This is a genomic window from Streptomyces cirratus (assembly GCF_014650775.1).
Taxonomy (GTDB): domain Bacteria; phylum Actinomycetota; class Actinomycetes; order Streptomycetales; family Streptomycetaceae; genus Streptomyces; species Streptomyces cirratus.
On sequence record NZ_BMVP01000006.1, the window covers coordinates 66,633 to 88,184 of the forward strand.

Here is a 21,552-nt window from a genome sequence, read left to right on the forward strand (position 1 = left end):
GAGGAGTTCGCCATGACACGCTGGTACGAGGGACCGCTGGCCGCATTCGACACGGAGACGACCGGGTTGGACGTCGAGCAGGACCGGATCGTGTCCGCCGCGCTCGTCGTGCAGGAGTGTGCGGGCGGCCGGGTCCGCACCACGCGCTGGCTCGTCAATCCGGGCATCCCGGTGCCCCGGGGCGCCACGGAAGTGCACGGCCTGACCGACGAACACCTCCAGCGCAACGGCCGTTGGCCGGCGCCGGTGGTGGAGGAGATAGCCCGTTCGCTCGGTGAGCAGCGCCTGGCGGGCCGGCCGCTGGTGGTGATGAACGCGCCGTTCGACCTGACGCTGCTGGACCGGGAGTTGCGCAGGCACCGGGCGTCCTCACTGGCGCGGTACCTGGACGACCGGCCGCTGACGGTGCTGGACCCGCGGGTACTGGACAAGCACCTGGACCGCTACCGCAAGGGCCGCCGCACCCTGGGCGACCTCTGCGCGCACTACGGGATAGAGCTGGAGGGGGCGCACGACGCGGCGGCGGACGCGCTCGCGTCGCTGGAACTCGTACGGGCGCTCGGGCGCCGGTTCGCGGGCCGGCTGGAGCGGCTGACGCCGGCGGAACTGCACACGCTCCAGGCGGTGTGGCACGCGGCTCAGGCGCGGGGGCTCCAGGCCTGGTTCGCCCGCCAGGGCACCCCGGAACCGGTGGACCCGCACTGGCCGCTGCGTCCCGAAGTCCCGGCCGCGGCATGACGGAGCACCCGGGAACGAAGCACCCGGGAAAGCGGAAGGCCGGTCCGTCTTGCGACGGACCGGCCTGTCCCGGTGGGCGATACTGGGATCGAACCAGTGACCCCTTCGGTGTGAACGAAGTGCTCTCCCGCTGAGCTAATCGCCCGGAACGGGTTGAACAATACAAGAGCCCCGGGGTTCTGTTCAAACCGCTTCCGGCTGGGCCTCCAGCCGTGCGGCCAAGGCCCGCTGTCCGGCGCGCATCATGAGGGTGTGGTTCAGCCGGAACAGGGGCCTCCCGGGCACCGCGAGGCGGCGCAGCAACGGGCGGCGCACCTCGGCCTCCTGCTCGTAAAGGGCGCGGGTGCGGGTCCCGCGCGGGCGTACGGTCCACCGCGCCCAGCCTTCCAGGTCCCCGCTCAGCGCGACCTCCAGCACGCCGCCGGCGGGGTCGCGCAGCAGTTCGGTGGCGGTGACGCGCAGGGCGTACGGGAGCACGGAGCGGATGACGGCGGTACCGGTGCGCCCGTCGGCGTCGCCGGACTCGAAGCGGCGGACCTGGGGCCACCAGAGCGGGTAGTCCGCGGCCCGTTCCAGGGCTCGGTAGACGACTGCGGGCGGGGCGTCGAGGTCCCACACGCTGCGGAAGCGGAAACGACTCGGTCGACGGCGGGGGCTGCGGTCCATGCCGCGAGCCTGCCCCGGCCACGGACGGGCTATCCCGGTCGGCGCCCCTGCCCCCCCACGAAGGGCTCAGGCCCCATGACGCCCCCGCGGCACCCCGCCCGCCGGACGGGACCGGCAACCACCCGCGGGGGCGCGAGAACCCCCTCACGGGCCCCGCGCACGACAAAGGCCCGGAGACTCTTCACGAGTCTCCGGGCCTTTGGTCCGGTGGGCGATACTGGGTTCGAACCAGTGACCCCTTCGGTGTGAACGAAGTGCTCTCCCACTGAGCTAATCGCCCGGACGCACCGCAAACATTACCGCATGTCAGCGGCGCTCTACGCCATCGGTGCCGATCACTGGTCCTTGATGTTCCAGGGCAGCATGAAGCCGTACTTCCACAGGTAGAAGCCGATCAGCGCGGCCGCCACGGCGAAGCCGACGCCGGTCAGGATGAGGTTGCGCCGGCGCACCCTCGGGTCCATGGCCTTCTGGGCGGCCTCGGCGACCTTGCGCTTCGTCCACCGCAGCACCACCTGGGCCCAGGCGAACTCGGTCCCCCAGATGAACAGACCCGCGAAGATCGCGACCCAGCCGGGACCCGGCAGGACGAGCATCGCGACGCCCGCGGCGATGACGGCCAGGCCGACGACGAAGACCCCGATCTGCCAGCTCAGGTGCAGGCTGCGGTTGGCCTTGACGAAGGCGGGCGCCTTCGACACGTGCGGCTGGGCTTCGGAATCCGCTCCGCCCTGCGCGGATTCGTTGGTCTCGCGGTCACTCCCCGTATTCATGGGTCGAATCTACCGGAGGTGGAACGCGGGCCGGAAGCACATGGGATCGGCCGTTTGGATCCGCCGTACGAGGGACCCAGAGGTCCGCAAAACGGTCAGAGGGGTTTACAACGCCACCGTAGGTGGCATGTCGATTTCGCCGACGTGCGAATCCCCGAGCGCACACTGAGCGAAAGGCCCTGGCGCTTATGAACACCACGGTCAGCTGCGAGCTGCACCTGCGCCTCGTTGTGTCGAGCGAGTCCTCACTGCCTGTTCCCGCGGGCCTGCGGTATGACACGGCCGATCCCTACGCCGTGCACGCCACCTTCCACACCGGCGCCGAGGAGACGGTCGAATGGGTATTCGCCCGCGACCTCCTCGCAGAGGGCCTCCACCGGCCCACCGGCACCGGCGACGTCCGCGTCTGGCCGTCCCGCAGCCACGGTCAGGGAGTCGTCTGCATCGCCCTCAGCTCTCCGGAAGGAGAAGCACTGCTCGAAGCACCCGCCCGAGCCCTTGAGTCTTTCCTCAAGCGGACGGACGCCGCGGTCCCACCCGGGACCGAACACCGGCACTTCGACCTCGACAAGGAGCTTTCCCACATCCTGGCCGAAAGCTGACCCAGGACGAGGACTCCTCCCGGCAGCGGCCGGGGGCCACCCGACACCGTCCGACTCGGGGCGACGGTGCGGGAGGAACAACACCACATGCGGCAGTGCCGGCGCTGTTCTCGCGGAATCCAACCGCGGGAGCGGCGCCGTCGTGCGTTGCGGGAACGCAACGGTCGCACCTCCCGGCGGCGGCCGGGGGCGGCTAGAGTCGGCCCCCAACGCGGCCAAGACCGATCGCCGCAGGCCCGGCCCCCAGGGAGACCCCGTGCAGATCCCCCACGACACCCGTCGCGCGCTCGACGTCGTCGTCGCGCTGGTGAACACCGCGGCCGAACCCGGCAGGCCCGACGGGCTGTCCGATGTGGGCGCGCTGCGCGGTTTCGTCCAGGAGTACGCGATCAGCGACGTGGGTGAGCTCGGGGCCCGCGACCTCGCCGGGGTGCGCACCGTCCGGGACAAGTTCGCGCAGACCTTCGCCGCTCCGAACCCCCGTGCCGCGGCCGCACTGATCAACGAACTGGTTGCCACGGCCGGCACCACGCCGCGCCTGACCGATCACGACGGCTACGACTGGCACGTGCACTACTTCGCGCCGGGCGCCTCGGTGGGTGACCACCTGGCGGCGGACGGCGGCATGGCGCTGGCGTTCATCGTGGTCTCGGGAGAGCAGGAGCGGCTGCGCCGCTGCGAGGCCCCGGACTGCCGACGGGCCTTCGTCGACCTCTCCCGCAACCGTTCGCGGCGCTACTGTGACAGCCGGACCTGCGGAAACCGGCTGCACGTGGCCGCGTACCGGGCGCGCCGCAAGGAGGCGGACACGCACGGCTCAGAGCAGGAAGAGGTCGTGTACGGCGGCGAGCAGCAACAGGGTGCCGATCACCGCTAGGAAGATCATCAGGGGCGGCTGGGACAGCGCGAAGAGGCAGCCGCGGGCTTCTTCGGCGGGGGTGTGAGCCGACGGCTCACCAGGTGATGTGTCCGGCATGTCGGGCCGATGATCGCCCAGCGCACCCGGATTCGCCCCTCAACACGCCAGTGGCGCGGCGGAGTTCGCCCTATCCCGTGACGTGCGGGCCGGTACTGGGGCCGCATGCGCCCCGGTCAGATGCCGTGCTTCTTGAGGATCGCCTCGATGTCGGAGAAGTCGTCCGCCGGGGCCGCGGCCCGCTCCGGCGCCCGGCCGGGCCGCGGGCCGGCGCCGAGGGAGGGCGCGGAGGCGTCGGGAGCGACGGCGTCCCGGGCGGGCCGGCCCCCGGCCGCCCTCGGCTCCTTCTGCCCCCTCGGCTCCTTCTGCTTGGCGGGCCGGCCGAGCGTGCGGCGCTCGACGGCCCGGGTGGCCATGAGCAGCAGCCACGCCACGCCCAGCAGCCCGACGCCGATCCACACGGACGGCTTGAACACCATCCCCGCGACCCACTCGACGGCACCGGTCAGCACCAGCGCGACGGGTACCAGCGCGTACGCGGCGATGCGCGTCGCCGTGAGGAAACGCCTGCGGTACGCGGTCACCGCGGCGATTCCCAGGCCCGCCGCGGACACCGCGGAACAAATGGTCTCGGCGAGCATGCTGTCCTCCAGGAGCCGACGGGGTCGGACGGGGAGCGGTGGTCCGTCCCCGTCCATCGTGCACCGGCCACCGCAGCGGCGGCCACGCCCCGCGCGGCTCCCGGACCGATCTCCGGGACATCTCGGGGTCGGCCCTCCTCCGCAGGTGCCGGTCGGTGCGGCGCAGGGCGAGCTGGGAGACTGTGCGCATGACCGATTCCCACTCCCCCGACTCCGCCTCCGCCGCCCCCGTCGTCCTGGAGGTGTGGTGCGAGCTCCAGTGCCCGGACTGCCACGCGGCCCTTGAGGACGTACGCGCCCTGAGGGCCCGCTACGGCGACCGGCTGGACATCGTGCTGCGGCACTTCCCGCTGGAGAAGCACAAGCACGCCTTCGCCGCGGCCCAGGCCGCCGAGGAAGCCGCGGAGCAGGGACAGGGCTGGCCGTACGCGGAGGCGGTACTGGCCCGCACCGCCGAGCTGGCCGAGCGCGGGGAGCCGGTACTGCTCGACGTGGCACGTGAACTCGGCCTGGACGTGGAGGAGTTCGACACCGCCCTGGTCGACGGACGGCACATCCTGATCGTCGACGCCGACCAGGCCGAGGGCAAGGCGATCGGCGTGAGCGGCACCCCCACGTACGTGATCGGCGGCGAGCGCCTCGACGGCGGCAAGAGCCAGCGGGGCCTGCGCGCCCGCATCGAGGAGATCGCCGACCGGCTGCTCGCGGGCTGAGCGGCCAAGGGTGAGCGGGGTACGGGTGGGCGGCTACAGCAGGTCCTTGGCGTAGTTCAGGTCCGTGGGCCGGTAGCCGAGGGACTCGTACAGGCGCAGCGCCGGGGCGTTCGTGGTGAAGACCTGGAGCGCGACCCTCCGGTGGCCCGCGCTGAGGGCCTCGCGTTCCGCGAGCAGCATCAGCGCACGGCCGTGGCCGCGCCTGCGGTGCCCCTCGGCGACCTCGACCTCGAAGACGTACGCGTCCTGGCCGTGCGCGGCGAGCCATAGGCGGCCGACGGGGACGCCGGCCGCCTCCAGGACGGCGAGGGTGACGCCCGCGGTGTCCCGGCCGGCCGGGAAGCGGGCCGCGTGGTCGGCGACCGCCCGCGCGTGCGCGTCGCGCTCCGGCATCCCCCGCGCGGCCAGCTCCGCCGCGTACCCGGCCGGCGCCCCGGCGGCCCAGGCCGTGTACTCGGCCTCCGTCATGGGGCGGGCCGTGACGCCTTCGGGCAGGGCGGGCGGCTCGGCCGGGAGCGGTTTGGCCAGGTAGCGGCTGTACTCGGTGTACCCAAGGGCCTCGGCCAGCCGCAGCCCGCCCGGCGACCCGGCGGGAACCGAGACCCGGACCCGCCGGCAGCCCCAGCCCCGCAGCACCTCCTCGGCGGCGAGGGCGGCGACGGTGGCGCGGCCCCGGCGGCGGTCCGGCGGGTCGATGACCAGATCGCCGATCTCCCCGACCTGCGGCCCGAACGCGGTTCCGGCGCGGATCACCAGCTCTCCGACGCGCCTGCTGTTGACGCGTACCTCGTACGGGCGCGAGCGCGCGCCGTCCTCGCCCTGCTGGAGCGGCCCGCTCGGCCGCAGAGTGGTGGTCATCCGTCGAGTTCTACCCTCCGCACGGCCGCCGCGACAGGGCGCGGGCGCCCGGTACGTCTACGGGTCGAGGTCGGAGCCCGCGCGCTCGTCGAAGATCCGCATGGCCTTGGCGGTGACGGGCCCCGGGGCGGCCGTCAGGAGGCGGCCGTCGATGCGGTGGACCGCCTGGACGTCGCGCAGGGTGGAGGTGAGGAAGACCTCGTCCGCGCGCTCCAGTACGTCGAGGGGCAGGTCGGTCTCCTTGGCTCCGGTCCACTCCACCACGAGGGCCCGGGTGATGCCCGCCAGGCAGCCGGAGGCGACGGGCGGGGTGTGCAGTTCCCCGTCCAGGACGACGAACACGTTGGAGCCGGTGCCCTCGCAGAGCTGCCCCACGGTGTTGGCGAAGAGGGCCTCGGAGGCACCCGCCCCGTGGGCCCGGGCGAGCGCGACCACGTTCTCGGCGTACGAGGTGGTCTTGAGTCCGGTCAGCGCCGAGCGCTCGTTGCGGACCCAGGGCACGGTGACCACGGCGGTGGTGTCGGGGCGCCGGGTGGTCTGGCCGACGGCGACGACCAGGGTGGGGCCGGTCTTGCCGCGCTCGGAGCCCAGCGGGGAGACGCCGCCGGTGTAGGTGATGCGGAGCCGGCCGAGCGGCATCGGGTTGGCTTCCAGTACGGCGGCGCAGGCGCGGCGCACCTCGTCCAGGTCGGGGTCGGGCAGCCCGAGGCCGCGGGCCGAGCGGGTCAGCCGGTCCAGGTGGCGGGTGAGCGCGAACACCTTCCCGTCCTGAGCCTTGAGCGTCTCGAAGAGGCCGTCGCCCACGGTCAGCCCGTGGTCCAGTACGGACACCTTCGCCGCGTCCGCGTCCCGCAGCTCCCCGTTGAGCCAGATCCTCACCGAACGGTCCCTTCACTCAGCCCATGCGCATCGTGTGCCTCATGAGGCTCGCGCGTCTCGTACGAATCGTGCGTCCCCGACGCTACCGTGAGCAGCCGGGCCGCTTTCAGTTCGGTCTCGGCCCACTCCCGTTCCGGGTCGGAGCCCCAGGTGATGCCGGCGCCGGTGCCGAACCTCAGGCGGGCCCCGCCGGGCACCTCGCGGTCGATCCAGAAGGTGCGGATGCCGACGGCGAGCTCGGCGGTGCCCCGATCGGCGTCGACCCAGCCGATGCCCCCGCAGTAGGGGCCGCGCGGGGCCGTCTCCAGGGCCTCGATGATCCGCAGCGCCGAGGATTTGGGGGCGCCGGTGACGGAACCGGGCGGGAAGGTGGCCGCGAGCAGCTCCGGCCAGCCGGCGTCCTCGGCCAGTTCCCCGCTGACGGTGGAGACGAGGTGGACCAGCCCGGGGTGCTCTTCGACGGCGCACAGTTCGGGAACGGTGACCGAGCCCGGCGCGCAGACGCGGCCGAGGTCGTTCCGCACCAGGTCCACGATCATCACGTTCTCGGCGTGGTCCTTGGGGAGCAGGTCGGCGGCGGTGCGACCGGTTCCCTTGATGGGCCCGGACTCCACGTGCCGGCCGCCGCGGCGCAGGAACAGTTCGGGTGAGGCGGTGGCGATCTCGACGCCGTGGGCCGGGAGCCGAATCGTTCCTGCGTAGGGCGCGGGGTTGCCGCGCGCGAGCAGGGCGGTGAGGGCGTCGACGTCCGCACGGGCCGGGTCGGGCAGCGGCGCGGACAGCACGCGGCAGAGGTTGGCCTGGTAGACCTCGCCGCGGGCGATGTGCTCGCGGATGCGGCGCACGCCCGCCACGTACGCGGCCCGGTCGAGCGAGGACGCCCACTGGCCGGCGGCGGGCCCGCGCCAGGCGCCGGGGACGGGCGCGGGCACGGGGTCGGGTCGTACGTCCCCGAAGCGCGCGCACACCAGTCGGCCCCCGAAGTCGGCGGCCACCGCCCAGAAGCCGGTGGAGTCGAGGGCGGAGGGGTCGCTGGTGACGTCGCGGAGATCGGTCGCGAGGCGGCCGCCGAAGCGGGCCATGGGAGGCAGGTCGTGCACGGCTGCGAGTCTATGACCGGTGACGGGATGGCGCCGGAGAGGTGACAGGGGGGTGACCGGCGGTGATCGAGCGGCAGCACGCTGCGGAAACGCGTTTTTGAGCTGGACCGGGAATCCGCTAGAGTTCAACACGTCGCCAGGGAGCGAAGGGGAACACCCCCGGAGCGAACACGGTGACCTGCGGACGTAGCTCAGTTGGTAGAGCACCACCTTGCCAAGGTGGATGTCGCGAGTTCGAGTCTCGTCGTCCGCTCGAAGTGGGGGGTCTTCCCGAGAATCCCCGCAGCTCCTGGTGGAGTGGCCGAGAGGCGAGGCAACGGCCTGCAAAGCCGTCTACACGGGTTCAAATCCCGTCTCCACCTCCAAGGACGATTAGCTCAGCGGGAGAGCGCTTCCCTGACACGGAAGAGGTCACTGGTTCAATCCCAGTATCGTCCACTGGTCCGCGAGGACCACCCGCGCGATTAGCTCAGCGGGAGAGCGCTTCCCTGACACGGAAGAGGTCACTGGTTCAATCCCAGTATCGCGCACGCAGCACCTGTAACACCTGCTCCACCTGCGGCTTTCGAGCCGTGATCCCGCGCGATTAGCTCAGCGGGAGAGCGCTTCCCTGACACGGAAGAGGTCACTGGTTCAATCCCAGTATCGCGCACCACCGCAAGAGCCCCGGCCGTCTCCACGGCCGGGGCTCTTTCCCGTTGCGGCACACGGCGCGGGAGACGGAGCGGGCGTGGAGGGCGTGAAAAGGCCTGGAGGGCGTGAGAAAGGGTGCTGCCCGTCCGGCTCCCCAGCCGTACGGGCAGCACCCTTCACCTGCCGTCCGTCGCGCCCCCGTCCCCACGGGGTTCGACAGGGCGATGTCCCGGCCCGGGCCGCTCTCCCGGGCCTGGAGCGCCGCTCAGCGCCCCAGCATCGCGCCCACGGACGACGCCTGTGCCGCCACCTGATCGAAGCCTCCGAAGAGGAAGACCAGGAGGACGGCCAGGGGGAGCACCATCGCCGCGGCCACCAGTGGGTGGCGCGTACCGGACTCGTGGCTGTTGAACGCGAATGCCTTGCGCCCCTGCCGTGCGGAGTCCGCCATGGTCCTCTCCCTGTCGTCTGGCAGCGGCGGGCTCGTGACCTCGGGGGACGAGTGTGCCGCCCGCCGCTTGTTCTCAACACTAGGCGGGCCGGGGGGCCCTGGCCTCATGCCCTCGTACCCATTGCCGGGCCTCCGGGAGGATGAGGGACCGCCCTCCCGTGTACTCCCCTGGGTGGAGATCACTCCCCTGGGGTGAGGGTCTCCCCGGAAGGGATGACCGGAGGGTAGTGACTTCGCTCACTTCCGTCACTCCCCGCACACGCGTGTCTTCCTACGGGCTGTCCGCGCCGGGAGTGACGGCCGCGGGTCCGGCCGGCGGCGCGGCGAGGGCCGCGGGGACCGGCGCAGGGGCCAATCGCCTTGGCGCGGGGGCCGTTTGGAGGAATCCGGCACAGGGGCCCGAAGAGCCGCGGGAGCATCTGAGCCACCCTCAAGTGGCGTGCCCCGCACTGACGATCGATTGCCCCGGCGAGGGCGCGGCCTCTGAGCGCACATGCCGGATGGTCCGTAAGCTGTGGCACGTCAACAGGACGACCGGGCAGCGGGGTGGACATGGCGATGATGCGGCTCCGGCGCGAGGACCCGCGTGTCGTCGGCTCGTTCAGGCTGCACCGGCGGCTCGGGGCCGGCGGCATGGGCGTCGTCTACCTGGGGTCCGACCGGCGCGGGCAACGGGTCGCGCTGAAGGTGATCCGGCCGGACCTGGCGGAGGACCAGGAGTTCCGCTCGCGCTTCGCGCGTGAGGTGTCCGCCGCGCGCCGGATCCGCGGGGGCTGCACGGCCCGGCTGGTCGCCGCCGACCTGGAGGCCGAGCGGCCGTGGTTCGCGACCCAGTACGTGCCCGGCCCCTCCCTGCACGACAAGGTGGCCGAGGAGGGCCCGCTGACGGCGGCGCAGATCGCCGCGATCGGCGCCGCGTTGTCGGAGGGCCTGGTGGCGGTCCACGAGGCGGGGGTCGTCCACCGCGACCTCAAGCCCTCGAACATCCTGCTCTCCCCCAAGGGCCCGCGGATCATCGACTTCGGGATCGCCTGGGCCACCGGGGCGAGCACGCTGACCCACGTGGGTACCGCGGTCGGCTCCCCCGGGTTCCTCGCCCCCGAACAGGTGCGCGGCGCGGCCGTGACCCCCGCGACCGACGTGTTCGCCCTCGGCGCCACCCTCGCCTACGCGGCGACCGCCGACTCGCCCTTCGGGCACGGCAGTTCCGAGGTCATGCTGTACCGCGTGGTGCACGAGGAGCCCCACTTGCAGGGGGTCCCGGACGCCCTCGCGCCCCTCGTACGGGCCTGCCTGGCCAAGGATCCCGAGGACCGGCCGAGCACGCTCCAGCTGTCGATGCGGCTCAAGGAGATCGCGGCCCGCGAGGCGCAGGGGCTCGGCGAGGTGCGGCCGCCGACGCAGCGCGCCCGTACCGAGCGGCCCACGGGCCGGCTGACCGAGCAGTACACCGAACAGCCCACGGAGCGGCGTACCGGAGGCGGGGGCGGCGCGGGCGCTGCCACACCGCGGCCGCAGGGCCCGCACAGCGGCCCGCACTCGCGCCCCTCGTCGCCCCGCAACCCCGGCTCCACCGCCGGGCGTACGGGCGGCCGCCCGGCGCCCCGGACGACGGGGACGGGCCGCCGCCCGGCCCGGCCCGACCCGAAGCTGATGCGGCAGCGGCTGATCGTGTTCGTCGTGGTGACGCTGATCGTCGCGCTGGGCATCGCCGCCGCGCAGAAGCTCTAACAGCTCCGAGAGCTCCCGGGCCCGTGGCCTACGCGGACGGCGGACGGGTCGCGTAGAAGGCCACTGCCGAGGCCGCGGCCACGTTGAGGGAGTCGATGCCCTCCGCCATGGGGATGCGGACCCACTCGTCGGCGGCCCGCAGGGCGTACGTCGACAGGCCGTGTCCCTCGGAGCCCAGCATGATCGCCGAGCGCTCGAAGCGCTCCGGCGGGACCTGGTCCAAGGGGGTCGCCTTGGGGCTGGGCGTCATGGCGAGGATCCGGTAGCCCGCCTCACGGACCTTCTCCAGGTCGGCCGGCCACTGGTCGAGGCGCGCGTAGGGGACGGAGAAGACCGAGCCCATCGAGACCTTGATGGCCCGCCGGTACAGGGGGTCCGCGCAGTCCGGCGAGAGCAGTATCGCGCTGATGCCGAGCGCCGCCGCGCTGCGGAACGCGGCGCCCAGGTTGGCGTGGTCCACGAAGCCCTCGAAGACGCCGATGCGGCGGCCCTCGGACTCGTCGGCCAGCAGTTCGTCCGGCGCCGGGAGCGGCTTGCGCTGCATCGACGCGAGGGCGCCGCGGTGCACGTGGTAGCCGGTGACCCGTTCGGCGAGCTCGGGGGTGACGGCGTAGACGGGAGCCGGGAGTTCGTCGATGACGTCGCGCATGACGTCGACCCACTTCGCGGACAGCAGCATCGAGCGCATCTCGTAGCCGGCGTCCTTTGCGCGTCTGATGACCTTCTCGCCCTCGGCGATGAAGAGCCCTTCGGCGGGCTCGCGCCTGCGCCGCAGTTCGACGTCGGTCAGGCCCGTGTAGTCGCTCAGGCGCGGGTCGTCGGGGTCTTCGACGGTGATGAGATCAGCCACAGGGTGATACTGCCTTGTCCTGGGTGTGGTGCCAACGGCCCGGTCAGGCGCCGGCGGAGGTTGTCAGGCCTTGGGGGCGTTGACCGCGACGACCGCGCCGATGACGATGACGGCCGGCGGGCGGATCTCCTCGGCACGCACCCTTTCCCCGACCGTGGCCAAGGTGGCGTCCACGCGGCGCTGGGTCGCCGTGGTGCCTTCCTGGACGACGGCGACCGGGGTGTCCGAGGGACGGCCGTGGCGGACCAGGGCCTCGGCGATCAGGCCGATCTTGTCGACGCCCATGAGGATGACGAGGGTGCCGGTCAGCTTGGCGAGGGAGGCCCAGTCCACGAGGGAGCGCGGGTCGTCGGGGCCGACGTGGCCGCTGACGACGGTGAACTCGTGGGCGACGCCCCGGTGGGTGACCGGGATGCCGGCCGCGCCGGGCACCGAGATGGAGCTGGAGATGCCGGGCACGACGGTGCAGGGGATCCCGGCTTCCGCGAGGGCCTGGAGCTCCTCCATGCCGCGGCCGAAGACGTACGGGTCCCCGCCCTTGAGCCGGACCACGGCCTTGCCGGCCTTGGCGTGCTCGATGAGGGCGTTGTTGATGGCCTCCTGGGCCATGAAACGGCCGTACGGGATCTTCGCCGCGTCGATCACCTCGACGTGCGGCGGGAGTTCGTCGAGGAGGTCCCGCGGGCCGAGCCGGTCGGCGATGACGACGTCCGCCTCGGCGAGCAGGCGCCGGCCGCGGACGGTGATCAGGTCGGGGTCGCCGGGGCCGCCGCCGACGAGGGAGACGCCGGGAGTGCGGGTGCGGGCCGCGGTGAGGGAGCCGTCGCGCAGCCCCTCCACGACGGCGTCACGGACGGCGGCGGAGCGGCGGGGGTCGTTGCCGCTGAGGACGGCGACGGTGACCCCCTCGACGCGGCCGGTGGCCGGGGTCCAGGCGGTGGCCGCCTCGGCGTCGTCGGCGCGTACGCACCATACGCGGTTGCGCTCGGCCTCGGCGGAGGCGAGGTCGTTGGCCTCGCGGTCCCGGGTGGCGATGAGGGCGTACCAGGCGCCGGCCAGGTCGCCGTCCTCGTAGCGGCGGCGCTCCCAGCGGATCTCGCCGGTCTCGGCCATGGCGTCCACGGAGGGCGTGGCCGAGGGCGAGACGAGCAGGACGTCGGCCCCGGCCGCGATCAGCGCGGGCAGGCGGCGCTGGGCGACCTGGCCGCCGCCGATGACGACGACGCGGCGGCCGGCGAGGCGCAGACCGACGGGGTACGCGGGGTGTTCGGCCATGGCGGGGCGGCTCCTGATACGGCGGTGTGTCTGCCGCTGCTGCGCTGGAGCGGCTTGTCGGGTGTGACGTGCGGTTTCGGGTGTGCGGGTCCACGATACGACCCGCCGCGTCCGCCGCTGCGCGGGGTCTTTGCCCCTCCCCGCCCCTTCCCTGAACCGGGGCTCCGCCCCGGACCCCGCGCCTCAATCGCCGGCGGGGCTGGGATTGCTGCGCGAATCCAGCCAGCGCGGCGTCTGGGCGCCCGGGCGCGGAGCGCACGGACCGGGGGCCGGGGGCCCGCCCCCCGGTGGAGGGAAGGGGCGGGGAGGGGCAACGGCTCGCGACGGGGATCGCGCGGCTACTTCTCGGTGACTCCGGCCGAGTCGAAGGTGGCGACCTCGTGCATCGCGCGGGCCGCGCTCTGGACCAGCGGCAGGGCCAGCAGCGCACCCGTGCCCTCGCCGAGGCGGAGGTCCAGGTCCACCAGCGGCCGCAGGCCCAGCTTGTTCAGGGCCGCCACGTGCCCCGGCTCCGCGCTGCGGTGGCCCGCGATGCACGCCGACAGGGACTCGGGGGCGATGGCTCGGGCGACGAGCGCGGCCGCGCCGGCGCTGACGCCGTCCAGGATCACCGGGGTGCGCAGGGACGCGCCGCCCAGCAGGAGGCCCACGATCGCCGCGTGCTCCAGGCCGCCGATGGCCGCGAGGACGCCGATCGGGTCCGCCGGGTCGGGCTGGTGGAGTTCCAGGGCGCGGCGGACGACCTCGACCTTGCGGGCGTGCGTCTCGTCGTTGATGCCCGTACCGCGACCGGTGACCTCGGCCGGGTCCACTCCGGTGAACACGGAGATCAGCGCGGCCGACACCGTGGTGTTCGCGATGCCCATCTCGCCCGTGAGCAGGGCCTTGTTACCCGCCGCGACCAGGTCGCGGGCGGTCTCGATGCCCACCTCGATGGCCTGGATCGCCTCCTCGCGGGTCATGGCCGGGCCGGTCGAGAGGTCGGCCGTGCCCGGGCGGACCTTGCGGGGAAGGAGACCGGGCGTGGCGGGGAGGTCCCCGGCGACGCCGACGTCGATCACGCAGACCTCGGCGCCCACCTGGTTGGCGAAGGCGTTGCAGACGGCTCCGCCGCCCAGGAAGTTGGCCACCATCTGGGTGGTGACCTCCTGGGGCCAGGGGGTGACGCCCTGGGCGTGCACACCGTGGTCACCGGCGAAGATCGCGACGGCGGCCGGCTCCGGGATCGGCGGCGGGCAGACCCGGGACAGGCCCGCCAGCTGCGCGGAGATGATCTCCAGCATGCCGAGCGCTCCGGCCGGCTTCGTCATGCGCTTCTGCCGCTCCCAGGCCTCGCCGAGCGCCTTCGCGTCGAGCGGGCGGATGCCGGCGACCGTCTCGGAGAGCAGGTCGTGCGGCTCCTCGCCGGGCAGCGCGCGGCGCCCGTAGGTCTCCTCGTGCACGACCCAGGCGAGCGGCCGGCGCTGCGACCAGCCGGCCTGAGCCAGCTCGGGCTCCTCGGGGAACTCGTCGACGTAGCCGACGCACAGGTACGCGACGACTTCCAGGTGCTCGGGAAGTCCCAGTTCGCGGACCATCTCGCGCTCGTCGAAGAAACTGACCCAGCCGACGCCGATGCCTTCGGCCCGGGCGGCGAGCCAGAGGTTCTCGACGGCGAGGGCCGAGGAGTACGGGGCCATCTGGGGCTGGGTGTGCCGACCCAGGGTGTGGCGGCCGCCGCGGGTCGGGTCGGCGGTGACGACGATGTTCACGGGGGTGTCGAGGATGGCCTCGATCTTGAGTTCCTTGAACTGCTTCGCCCGGCCCTTGGGCAGCGACTTGGCGTAGGCCTCGCGCTGGCGCTGGGCGAGTTCGTGCATCGTCCGGCGGGTCTCGGCCGACCGGATGACGACGAAGTCCCAGGGCTGGGAGTGGCCGACGCTGGGTGCGGTGTGCGCGGCTTCGAGGACCCGCAGCAGGACGTCGTGCGGGATCGGGTCGGGGCGGAAGCCCTTGCGGATGTCGCGGCGCTCGCGCATGACGCGCTGGATGGCCTCGCGGTCGGCGTCGGCGTAGGCGGGGGCCGGCTCGCCCGGGGCGACGGCGGGCTCCAGGACCTCGGGGGCCTCGGTGACCGCGTCGGCGGGGAGCTCCGGGGCCTCGGCGGCGGGCGCGGGGGCTTCGCCGGGGGCCGGGAGGGGCTCGGCGGGCGCCGCCGCCTCGGGGGCTTGCGCCTGCGGCTCGGCGGCGGGCTCCGCCACGGGCGCGGGCGCGGCCTCGGCGGGGAGCGGCTCCGGCTCGGCCGGGGCGGCGACGGGGGCCTCGGGGGCGGCCGGGGCGGGCTCCGCGGCGGCCGGAGCGGGCTCGGGCTGCGGCTCGGGCTCCTGGGCGGCCTGCGCGGGCTCCGCGGCGGCGGGCTCCGCCTCGGCGGCGACCGGCTCCGGCGGGACCACGGGCTCCGGTGCGGGCTGCGGCTCGACCGCGGCGACGGGCTGCGGCTGCGGCTCGGCCGCGGCGACGGGCTCCGGCGCGGGCTCGACCGCGGTGACGGGCTCCGGCGCGGGCTCGACCGCGGCGGCCGGCTCCGGAGCGGGCTCCGCCACGGGCTCGGCCACGGGCTCCGTCACGGGCGCGGCGTCCACGGGCTGCGGCTCCGGCTCGGCCACGGGCTGCGGGGCGGCGGCCTCGGCCACCGGCTCCGCCGTCCACGGCGTCCCGGCCTGCGGCGGGATCTCGGCGGACTGCGGTGCGGGCGCGGGCGGTACGGCGGCCTCGGCGGCCTCCTCCGGCTGCGGGACGTCCAGGTACTCCGGGCCGGTGGTGGGCGGGCCGGACCGGCGCACGGGGGTCGGCGTCACCGGCGCGGCCGCCGCGGGGGCGGTGGCGGGGCCCCGGTCCGCGAGGGACCGTACGAGCCCGCCGGCCTCCGGCACGGCGGGGCCCATGTGCAGCGGGCGCCGGGCCGTGGCGGCCGGGGCCACCGGCGCGGCGGCCGGCGGCGGGACCACGAGGCCGCCGAGGCCGAGCGCCCCGGAGTCCCGGCCACCCGCCTCGTGCGCGCCGGCGCTGTAGGCGGGCTCGGGCTGCACGGGCGCGGGGTGCGCGGCGTCCGGGAAGCCCGGGTAGCCGTTGTCCGCGGCGGGGGCCTCGTCGTACGGGGTCTGCGCGTACGGCGTCTCGGCGTAGACCCCGCCGGTCGCCTCCGTGTAGAGCGGCTGCGGGTACTCGGGGTACGCCTGCGACGGCTCGACGGGGAATGCGGGGGCCGGCGGGACGGGCTGCGGGTCGCTCCAGGCGCCCTGACCGCTCGGCATCAGCAGGAGTTCCTCGTCCTCCCCCTCGGCGGAGTCGTCCACGAGGTCCTGGAAGGCGTAGCCCGCGGGGGCCTGCGGGGCGACGGGGGGAAGGGGTTGGACCTGAGCGGGGATGCCCTGCTGATCCACCATGCCCGCGTTGTCCGGGTGACCCTCGCCCGGGACCTGGCCGGTGTCAGTCATGCGTACCCCTCGCCCATCGGTGTTGCCTCTTCGGTCGCCCGGTCGCCCACAGGGCCGCCGCGCGGAGTTGCCGTGCGGGGTTGCCGTGAGCCGCGTTCGCCTGCACAACAACTACTGAGCATTGTCGCGCTCGTCGGCCGCGGTGTGGGCCATAAACCAGCACGGTCCGCTGTGGACTGCGCCACGTCTCGCGTGCTGCCTGGGCAGTACGACGATCGGTCAGCCTACCCCGGGCCCGGCACCGTGGCCTGCCGGGGCAGTTCGAGGTCGTTCGGCTGCCAGGAGGAACACGACGGAACGGTCCTGTTCGTCCCAGGTGCGGGTGTCGAGCCCGACGGACTGGAGGAGCGCGCATTCGACGGCGTACCCGTGTTCGGTGAGGGCGCGGCCGATGGCCTCGGCCTCGTCGCGGGTGGACGCGTGGCTGACGATCCGTTCGGGCCGGCGGTCGGCCACGGCGGAGACCACCGCCGCTCCCCCGGCGCCGACGCGTACGACGTCGGGTTCGGGCAGGTCTTCGAGTACGACGGGTGCGCGCCCGGCGACGACCTGGATCTGCACTCCGCGCGTGCGGGCGAGGGCCGTTACGCGTTCGCACGCGCCGGGGTCGGCGTCGACCGCGATGACGGCTGCGCCGAACGCGGCTGCGTCCACGGCCAGTGCGCCGGAGCCGGCGCCGATGTCCCAGACGAGGTCGCCCGGGCGCGGGCCGAGGCGGGCGAGCTGCGCGGCGCGCAGCGGGGCCGACTCGCCTTCGCCGGTGCCGGGATGCGGCCGGGCCCAGCCGCGTCCGGCGGTGCGGGCCGCGTTCTGGCCGAGCAGCCAGGCCGGTTCGGCCGCGGCGGGGGCCTGGCCGCCGATGACGATGACGACGTTGGGGTCGCGCCAGCTGTGGTCGGCGGCCTTGTCCGAGGTGAGGACGGTGACCCGTTCCCCGGTGGTGCCGAGTTCCTCGCAGATGACGAAGGTGCGGTGGACCGGGCCGAGGAGCAGGGCGAGTTCGGCGGGCCCCGCGCCGGGCGAGGTGAGGACGGCGACCTTGGGGTGGGCACGGCAGACGTTGACGGCGCGGCGCAGGGTCCGCGGGTGGGCGACGACCACCTGGGCGTCGTCCCAGGGCATTCCGGCGCGGGCGAAGGCGGCGGCGACGGAGGAGACCGCGGGGACCACCTCGACTTCGAGGCCGTACTCGGGGGCGCGCAGGGTGCGCACGACTCCGAAGAAGCCGGGGTCGCCGTCGGCGAACACGACGGCGCTGCCGCGGTGGCCGGCGATCCTGCGGGCGGCGAGGCCGATGCTGCCGAGGCGGATGCGTTCGGCGGCGGGCGGTACCTCGGGCAGTGCGAGGTGGTGGGCGGCGCCGGCCACCAGGGTGGCGGCCGAGAGCGCGGACCGGGCGGCCGCTGTCAGCGCGGAGCCGTCCCAGCCGATCACCGTGACCCGGTCGGCCATCGTCGTCAGTCTCCTGGGGTGGGGGCATGCGGAGCTTCGCCGGGCGGGGCGGGCACGGTGAGACTACCTGCTCATCGGGTCACTTCCGGTCGGCGCCGACGGTGTGGCCGCTCACGTCGGCCCGCTCCCGGAACTCGTACCGCTCGCCGTATCCGGGGTACTCGTCGTAGCCGCCGTTGTCGTCGAGGTCCTCGGGGACCAGGCCCCACACGATGAGGTCGCTGCGGGTCTCGGTCCAGGTGCCGTCCGCGGTCGGGGTGCGCACTATGCAGGCGTTGCGCAGGACGCCTTCGCTGATGCAGCCGATCTTCTGGGCCACTTGCTGGGAGGCGGCGTTGTCGGCGGCGGTGCGCAGTTCGAGGCGCTCGAAATGCAGGTCGTCGAAGAGCCACTGGGCGACCGCGAGGACGGACTCGCTGGCGTAGCCCTCGCCACGGGCCCAGGGGGCGGTGAGGTAGCCGACCTCGGTGGTGCGGGTGCGCCAGTCGGTGTTGCGCAGGTGGACGGCGCCGACGAGGCGGTGGGTGAGGAACTCGGTGACGGCGAGGACGATGCCGCGTCCCTCGGTGCGTTCGGCCTGTGAGCGCCGGGTGGCCCAGTCGTGGGCGTCGGCCCGGGTGTAGGGGTGGGGGGCGGAGGTCCAGGCGATGACCTGTTCGTCGTTCATCATCTCGGCGAGCGCGGTGACGTCCTCTTCCTCGAAGGGGCGCAGCACCAGCCGGTCCGTGCTGATGGTGACGTCCGGGAAGGTGGTAGTCATGCGCAGCTCCATGCCTGAGACCGTGGTGCGACCGTGGTGCGGGGGGACCGTTCGTGCGGGTCGTAGGCCACAGCATGCAGCATCGGCGTGGTGATGTGCAGGGCCGGGCTGCCCGGATGCGGGCAGGCGCCGGCCCCGCCCGCCCGGTGTGGGCGGGCGGGGCCGAAAGCCCTGGCGGGGTCAGGCCGCGGGAGTGCCGAAGGCGGGGGTGACCGAGCCCTGGTACTTGTCCTCGATGAACTTCTTGACCTCGTCGGAGTTCAGGAGCTTGGCGAGCTTCTGGATGCGCGGGTCGTTCTGGTTGCCGTCCTTGACCGCGAGGAAGTTGGCGTAGGGGTTGCCGTCGGCCTTCTCCAGGATCAGGGCGTCCTTGGCGGGCGCGAGCTTGGCTTCCAGGGCGTAGTTGCCGTTGATGACGGCGGCGTCGACGTCGTTCAGGGCGCGCGGGACCGTGGCGGCCTCCAGCTCCTTGAACTCCAGGCCCTTCTTGTCGGTGATGTCGGACAGCTTGGCGCCGGTGCCGACACCCTCCTTGAGGGTGATCAGGTTGTTGGCGGCGAGCAGCTGGAGCGCGCGGCCCTCGTTGGTGGTGTCGTTGGGGACGGCGATCGTCTGGCCGGCCTTGATGTCACCGGCGGCCTTGACCTTCTTGGAGTAGAGGCCGAGGGGCTCCAGGTGCACGTTCACCACCGGCACGATGTGCGTGCCGTTCTTCTTGTTGAAGTCGTCGAGGTACGGCTTGTGCTGGAAGTAGTTGCCGTCGACCTGGCCCTGCTCGGTGGCGGTGTTGGGCAGGACGTAGTCCGTGAACTCCTTCACCTCCAGCTTGAGCCCTTCCTTGGCGGCCAGCTTGTCCTTGACGAAGTTCAGGATGTCGGCGTGCGGGCTCGGAGAGGCCGCGATGACGAGCGGCTTGCTCGCGTCGGTCTTGCCGCCGTCGGCCTTGGTGGAGGACGGGTCCGAGGAGCTGCCGCAGGCGGTGAGGCCGAGGGCGAGCGCGGCGGAGGCGGCGGCGAAGGCGGTGAGCTTGATGTTCTTACGCACGAAGAGTGCCTTTCCTTGCTTGCAAGTGCGCGGATCGTGCGCGGATCTTGCGGGATGGTGGCCCAAGCACGACAAGTGCGGGCTCTGTGGGGGGTCTGGGGGGCGGCGGCCGTATCCGCTCAGGCGGTGCGGCCGCGGCGGGAGAGGAGGCGTACGGCGCCGTCGCCGATGAGCTGGATCACCGTGACGAGTGCGATCAGGACGACAACGGTGGCGACCATGAAGCCGGTCTCGAAGCGCTGGAAGCCGTAGGTGATGGCCTTGGAGCCGAGCCCTTCGCCGCCGACCGCGCCCGCCATCGCCGAGTAGCCGACGAGGGTGATGACGGTGGTGGTGACCGCGGCGATCAGGGAGGGCAGGGCCTGCGGCAGCAGGACCTTGCCGACCAGGGTCGGGACACCGCCGCCCATGGACTCGACGGCTTCGATGAGACCGTGGTCCACCTCGCGGACGGCCGTCTCGACGAGCCGGGCGAAGAAGGGGACGGCGCCGATGGCGAGTGGGACGATCATGGCGGTGGGGCCGATGAACGTGCCGACGACGGCGGTGGTGACGGGGATCAGGGCGATCAGCAGGATGATGAACGGCAGCGAGCGGCCTATGTTCACGATCACGCCGAGCGCCTTGTTGAGCGGCTGGTTCTGGAGCAGGCCGCCGCGGTCGGTGAGGACGAGGAGGATGCCGATGGGCAGGCCGCCCGCCACGGTGACCAGCGTCGACCACAGCACCATGTAGAGGGTGTCGTAGGTGCCCTGGGTGAGCAGGGGCTGCATTTCCGACCAGGTCACTTGGCACCGTCCTTGACGAGCTCGGCGAGCTCGGCGTCAGCGATCACGTCTTCGTCCACGTCCTGTGCGGCGTCCGCGTCGTCTTCGACCACGTCGACCTGGAGGCCCTGCTCGCGCAGGAAGCCGACCGGGACCACGTTCTCCTCGTAGCGGCCGGGCAGCTCGATGCGCATCCGGCCGATCTGCTTGCCGGCGACGGTGTCCATCGCCGCGCCCAGGATCGAGATGTCGATGTTGTACGTCCGGGCGAGCTGGGAGATGACCGGCTGGGTGGCGGCTTCGCCGTGGAAGGTGACGTCGATGACCGTGCGGTCGGGGCCGGTGGCGGCGCCGCTGACGGGGAAGAGTTCACCGGCGAGCTCGGAGCCGGGGGTGGCCAGCAGTTCCGAGACGGTGCCGGACTCGATGATCCGGCCGCCCTTCATCAGCGCGGCGGAGTCGCAGACGGCCTTGACCACGTCCATCTCGTGCGTGATCAGCAGCACGGTCAGGCCGAGCTGGCGGTTGAGGTCGCGCAGCAGTTGGAGGATCGAGCGCGTCGTCTCGGGGTCGAGGGCGCTGGTTGCCTCGTCGGACAGGAGCACCTTGGGGTCGCCGGCCAGGGCGCGGGCGATGCCGACGCGCTGCTTCTGGCCGCCGGAGAGCTGGCCGGGGTAGGCCTTGGCCTTGTCGGCGAGGCCGACGAGGTCGAGGAGCTCGGCGGCCTTGCGGGAGCGTTCGCGACCGGAGACGCCGAGGATCTCCAGGGGCAGCTCGATGTTGCCCTGCACGGTGCGCGAGGACAGCAGGTTGAAGTGCTGGAAGACCATGCCGATGCGGCTGCGGGCCTGGCGCAGCTCCTTGCCGGCGCGGCGGCCGCGGCCCGCGAGCGCGGTGAGGTCGACGCCGTCGACGCTCACCGTGCCGCTGGTGGGGCGCTCCAGCAGGTTCACGCAGCGGATCAGGGAGGACTTGCCGGCGCCGCTCTGGCCGATGACTCCGTATACCTCGCCCTCGCGGACGTGGAGGTCGACGCCGTCCAGGGCGGTGACCTCGCGGCCACGGGACTGGTAGACCTTCGTGAGGCCCGATGTGGTGATCACAGGATTTCCGTCGCTGTCGAGTGCGCGGCGCAGCGGGGTGCCGGCACGGGGCAAACATCTGGCACGCGATACGGGTCTACCGTCACAAAAGGGTGAGGCGGACGCATGCGCGGGGCGGGAGCGT

Annotated in this window: 20 protein-coding genes and 7 tRNA genes; 10 read left to right on the forward strand and 17 right to left on the reverse strand. The window is 73.2% G+C overall.

Translation table 11 applies throughout. The features are described 5' to 3' along the window. Positions 1-12 precede the first annotated feature (12 nt). Complete coding sequence (locus IE207_RS17630; protein WP_190185198.1) at positions 13-738, forward strand: 3'-5' exonuclease; 726 nt, start codon at positions 13-15, stop codon at positions 736-738. Between the two features lie 73 nt (positions 739-811). Here the strand turns inward: IE207_RS17630 and IE207_RS17635 are convergent. The 4 genes from IE207_RS17635 to IE207_RS17650 all read right to left on the reverse strand — a co-directional run bounded on the left by IE207_RS17635 (position 812) and on the right by IE207_RS17650 (position 2,177). After that, positions 812-883, reverse strand: a tRNA-Val gene (locus IE207_RS17635). 38 nt (positions 884-921) lie between these two features. Beyond that, positions 922-1,404, reverse strand: coding sequence for an SRPBCC family protein (locus tag IE207_RS17640; RefSeq protein ID WP_190185199.1), 483 nt, complete (start codon positions 1,402-1,404; stop codon positions 922-924). 208 nt (positions 1,405-1,612) lie between these two features. Beyond that, positions 1,613-1,684, reverse strand: a tRNA-Val gene (locus tag IE207_RS17645). A gap of 55 nt (positions 1,685-1,739) precedes the next feature. Next, positions 1,740-2,177, reverse strand: coding sequence for a TIGR02611 family protein (locus IE207_RS17650; RefSeq protein ID WP_190185200.1), 438 nt, complete (start codon positions 2,175-2,177; stop codon positions 1,740-1,742). A gap of 188 nt (positions 2,178-2,365) precedes the next feature. Here IE207_RS17650 and IE207_RS17655 point away from each other — a divergent pair, with 188 nt between their 5' ends. After that, positions 2,366-2,779 carry an SsgA family sporulation/cell division regulator gene (locus tag IE207_RS17655; RefSeq protein ID WP_030011909.1) on the forward strand — a complete coding sequence of 138 codons (414 nt, stop codon included), beginning with the start codon at positions 2,366-2,368 and terminating at the stop codon, positions 2,777-2,779. Positions 2,780-3,035: 256 nt separating this feature from the next. Beyond that, positions 3,036-3,656 carry a CGNR zinc finger domain-containing protein gene (locus IE207_RS17660; RefSeq protein ID WP_190185201.1) on the forward strand — a complete coding sequence of 207 codons (621 nt, stop codon included), beginning with the start codon at positions 3,036-3,038 and terminating at the stop codon, positions 3,654-3,656. Between the two features lie 215 nt (positions 3,657-3,871). Here the strand turns inward: IE207_RS17660 and IE207_RS17665 are convergent, their stop codons facing one another. Further along, a complete protein-coding gene (locus IE207_RS17665; RefSeq protein WP_190185202.1) occupies positions 3,872-4,336 on the reverse strand; it encodes a hypothetical protein in 465 nt (154 codons plus the stop codon). 188 nt (positions 4,337-4,524) lie between these two features. Between IE207_RS17665 and IE207_RS17670 the strand changes: the two genes are divergently transcribed. Continuing rightward, positions 4,525-5,049 carry a DsbA family protein gene (locus IE207_RS17670; protein ID WP_190185203.1) on the forward strand — a complete coding sequence of 175 codons (525 nt, stop codon included), beginning with the start codon at positions 4,525-4,527 and terminating at the stop codon, positions 5,047-5,049. Positions 5,050-5,082: 33 nt separating this feature from the next. Here the strand turns inward: IE207_RS17670 and IE207_RS17675 are convergent, their stop codons facing one another. From IE207_RS17675 to IE207_RS17685, 3 genes are read right to left on the reverse strand one after another with little or no spacing between them, the layout of a single operon-like run. Then, positions 5,083-5,907, reverse strand: coding sequence for a GNAT family N-acetyltransferase (locus tag IE207_RS17675; RefSeq protein WP_190185204.1), 825 nt, complete (start codon positions 5,905-5,907; stop codon positions 5,083-5,085). A 57-nt stretch (positions 5,908-5,964) separates the two neighbouring features. Then, positions 5,965-6,786, reverse strand: coding sequence for an aminotransferase class IV (locus IE207_RS17680; RefSeq protein ID WP_190185205.1), 822 nt, complete (start codon positions 6,784-6,786; stop codon positions 5,965-5,967). Then, the gene (locus tag IE207_RS17685) at positions 6,783-7,886 is read right to left on the reverse strand and encodes a chorismate-binding protein (RefSeq protein ID WP_190185206.1); all 1,104 of its coding nucleotides are present in this window, start codon (positions 7,884-7,886) and stop codon (positions 6,783-6,785) included. Before IE207_RS17685 ends, IE207_RS17680 begins: the two co-directional genes overlap by 4 nt. A 180-nt stretch (positions 7,887-8,066) precedes the next feature. Here IE207_RS17685 and IE207_RS17690 point away from each other — a divergent pair. The 5 genes from IE207_RS17690 (at position 8,067) to IE207_RS17710 (ending at position 8,541) form a co-directional block, all read left to right on the forward strand. Next, positions 8,067-8,139: transfer RNA gene (locus IE207_RS17690), tRNA-Gly, on the forward strand. Positions 8,140-8,177: 38 nt separating this feature from the next. Beyond that, a tRNA-Cys gene (locus IE207_RS17695) sits at positions 8,178-8,251 on the forward strand. A gap of 1 nt (position 8,252) precedes the next feature. After that, positions 8,253-8,324: transfer RNA gene (locus tag IE207_RS17700), tRNA-Val, on the forward strand. Between the two features lie 20 nt (positions 8,325-8,344). Beyond that, positions 8,345-8,416: transfer RNA gene (locus IE207_RS17705), tRNA-Val, on the forward strand. 50 nt (positions 8,417-8,466) lie between these two features. Then, a tRNA-Val gene (locus IE207_RS17710) sits at positions 8,467-8,541 on the forward strand. Between the two features lie 243 nt (positions 8,542-8,784). Here the strand turns inward: IE207_RS17710 and IE207_RS17715 are convergent. After that, the gene (locus IE207_RS17715; RefSeq protein WP_190185207.1) at positions 8,785-8,970 is read right to left on the reverse strand and encodes a hypothetical protein; all 186 of its coding nucleotides are present in this window, start codon (positions 8,968-8,970) and stop codon (positions 8,785-8,787) included. A 546-nt stretch (positions 8,971-9,516) separates the two neighbouring features. On the opposite strand from IE207_RS17715, the gene IE207_RS17720 reads away from it, so the two are divergent. Continuing rightward, the gene (locus IE207_RS17720) at positions 9,517-10,701 is read left to right on the forward strand and encodes a serine/threonine-protein kinase (RefSeq protein WP_190185208.1); all 1,185 of its coding nucleotides are present in this window, start codon (positions 9,517-9,519) and stop codon (positions 10,699-10,701) included. Between the two features lie 28 nt (positions 10,702-10,729). Here IE207_RS17720 and IE207_RS17725 read toward each other — a convergent pair whose 3' ends face one another. From IE207_RS17725 to IE207_RS17760, 8 genes are all read right to left on the reverse strand, one after another. Beyond that, entirely contained in the window at positions 10,730-11,551 is an 822-nt protein-coding gene (locus IE207_RS17725; RefSeq protein WP_190185209.1) for a TrmH family RNA methyltransferase, read from the reverse strand. A 63-nt stretch (positions 11,552-11,614) separates the two neighbouring features. Then, on the reverse strand, positions 11,615-12,826 hold the full coding sequence (gene cobA / locus IE207_RS17730) for a uroporphyrinogen-III C-methyltransferase (RefSeq protein WP_190185210.1): 1,212 nt from the start codon (positions 12,824-12,826) through the stop codon (positions 11,615-11,617). A gap of 338 nt (positions 12,827-13,164) precedes the next feature. Continuing rightward, the gene (cobT, locus tag IE207_RS17735) at positions 13,165-16,302 is read right to left on the reverse strand and encodes a nicotinate-nucleotide--dimethylbenzimidazole phosphoribosyltransferase (RefSeq protein WP_190185211.1); all 3,138 of its coding nucleotides are present in this window, start codon (positions 16,300-16,302) and stop codon (positions 13,165-13,167) included. Between the two features lie 219 nt (positions 16,303-16,521). Then, on the reverse strand, positions 16,522-17,754 hold the full coding sequence (cbiE, locus tag IE207_RS17740) for a precorrin-6y C5,15-methyltransferase (decarboxylating) subunit CbiE (protein ID WP_190185212.1): 1,233 nt from the start codon (positions 17,752-17,754) through the stop codon (positions 16,522-16,524). 79 nt (positions 17,755-17,833) lie between these two features. Then, complete coding sequence (locus IE207_RS17745) at positions 17,834-18,514, reverse strand: GNAT family N-acetyltransferase (RefSeq protein WP_190185213.1); 681 nt, start codon at positions 18,512-18,514, stop codon at positions 17,834-17,836. 180 nt (positions 18,515-18,694) lie between these two features. Further along, on the reverse strand, positions 18,695-19,558 hold the full coding sequence (locus IE207_RS17750; protein ID WP_190185214.1) for a MetQ/NlpA family ABC transporter substrate-binding protein: 864 nt from the start codon (positions 19,556-19,558) through the stop codon (positions 18,695-18,697). A 119-nt stretch (positions 19,559-19,677) separates the two neighbouring features. Beyond that, entirely contained in the window at positions 19,678-20,346 is a 669-nt protein-coding gene (locus IE207_RS17755) for a methionine ABC transporter permease (protein WP_190185215.1), read from the reverse strand. Further along, the gene (locus IE207_RS17760; protein WP_190185216.1) at positions 20,343-21,428 is read right to left on the reverse strand and encodes a methionine ABC transporter ATP-binding protein; all 1,086 of its coding nucleotides are present in this window, start codon (positions 21,426-21,428) and stop codon (positions 20,343-20,345) included. Before IE207_RS17760 ends, IE207_RS17755 begins: the two co-directional genes overlap by 4 nt. Positions 21,429-21,552 lie beyond the last annotated feature (124 nt).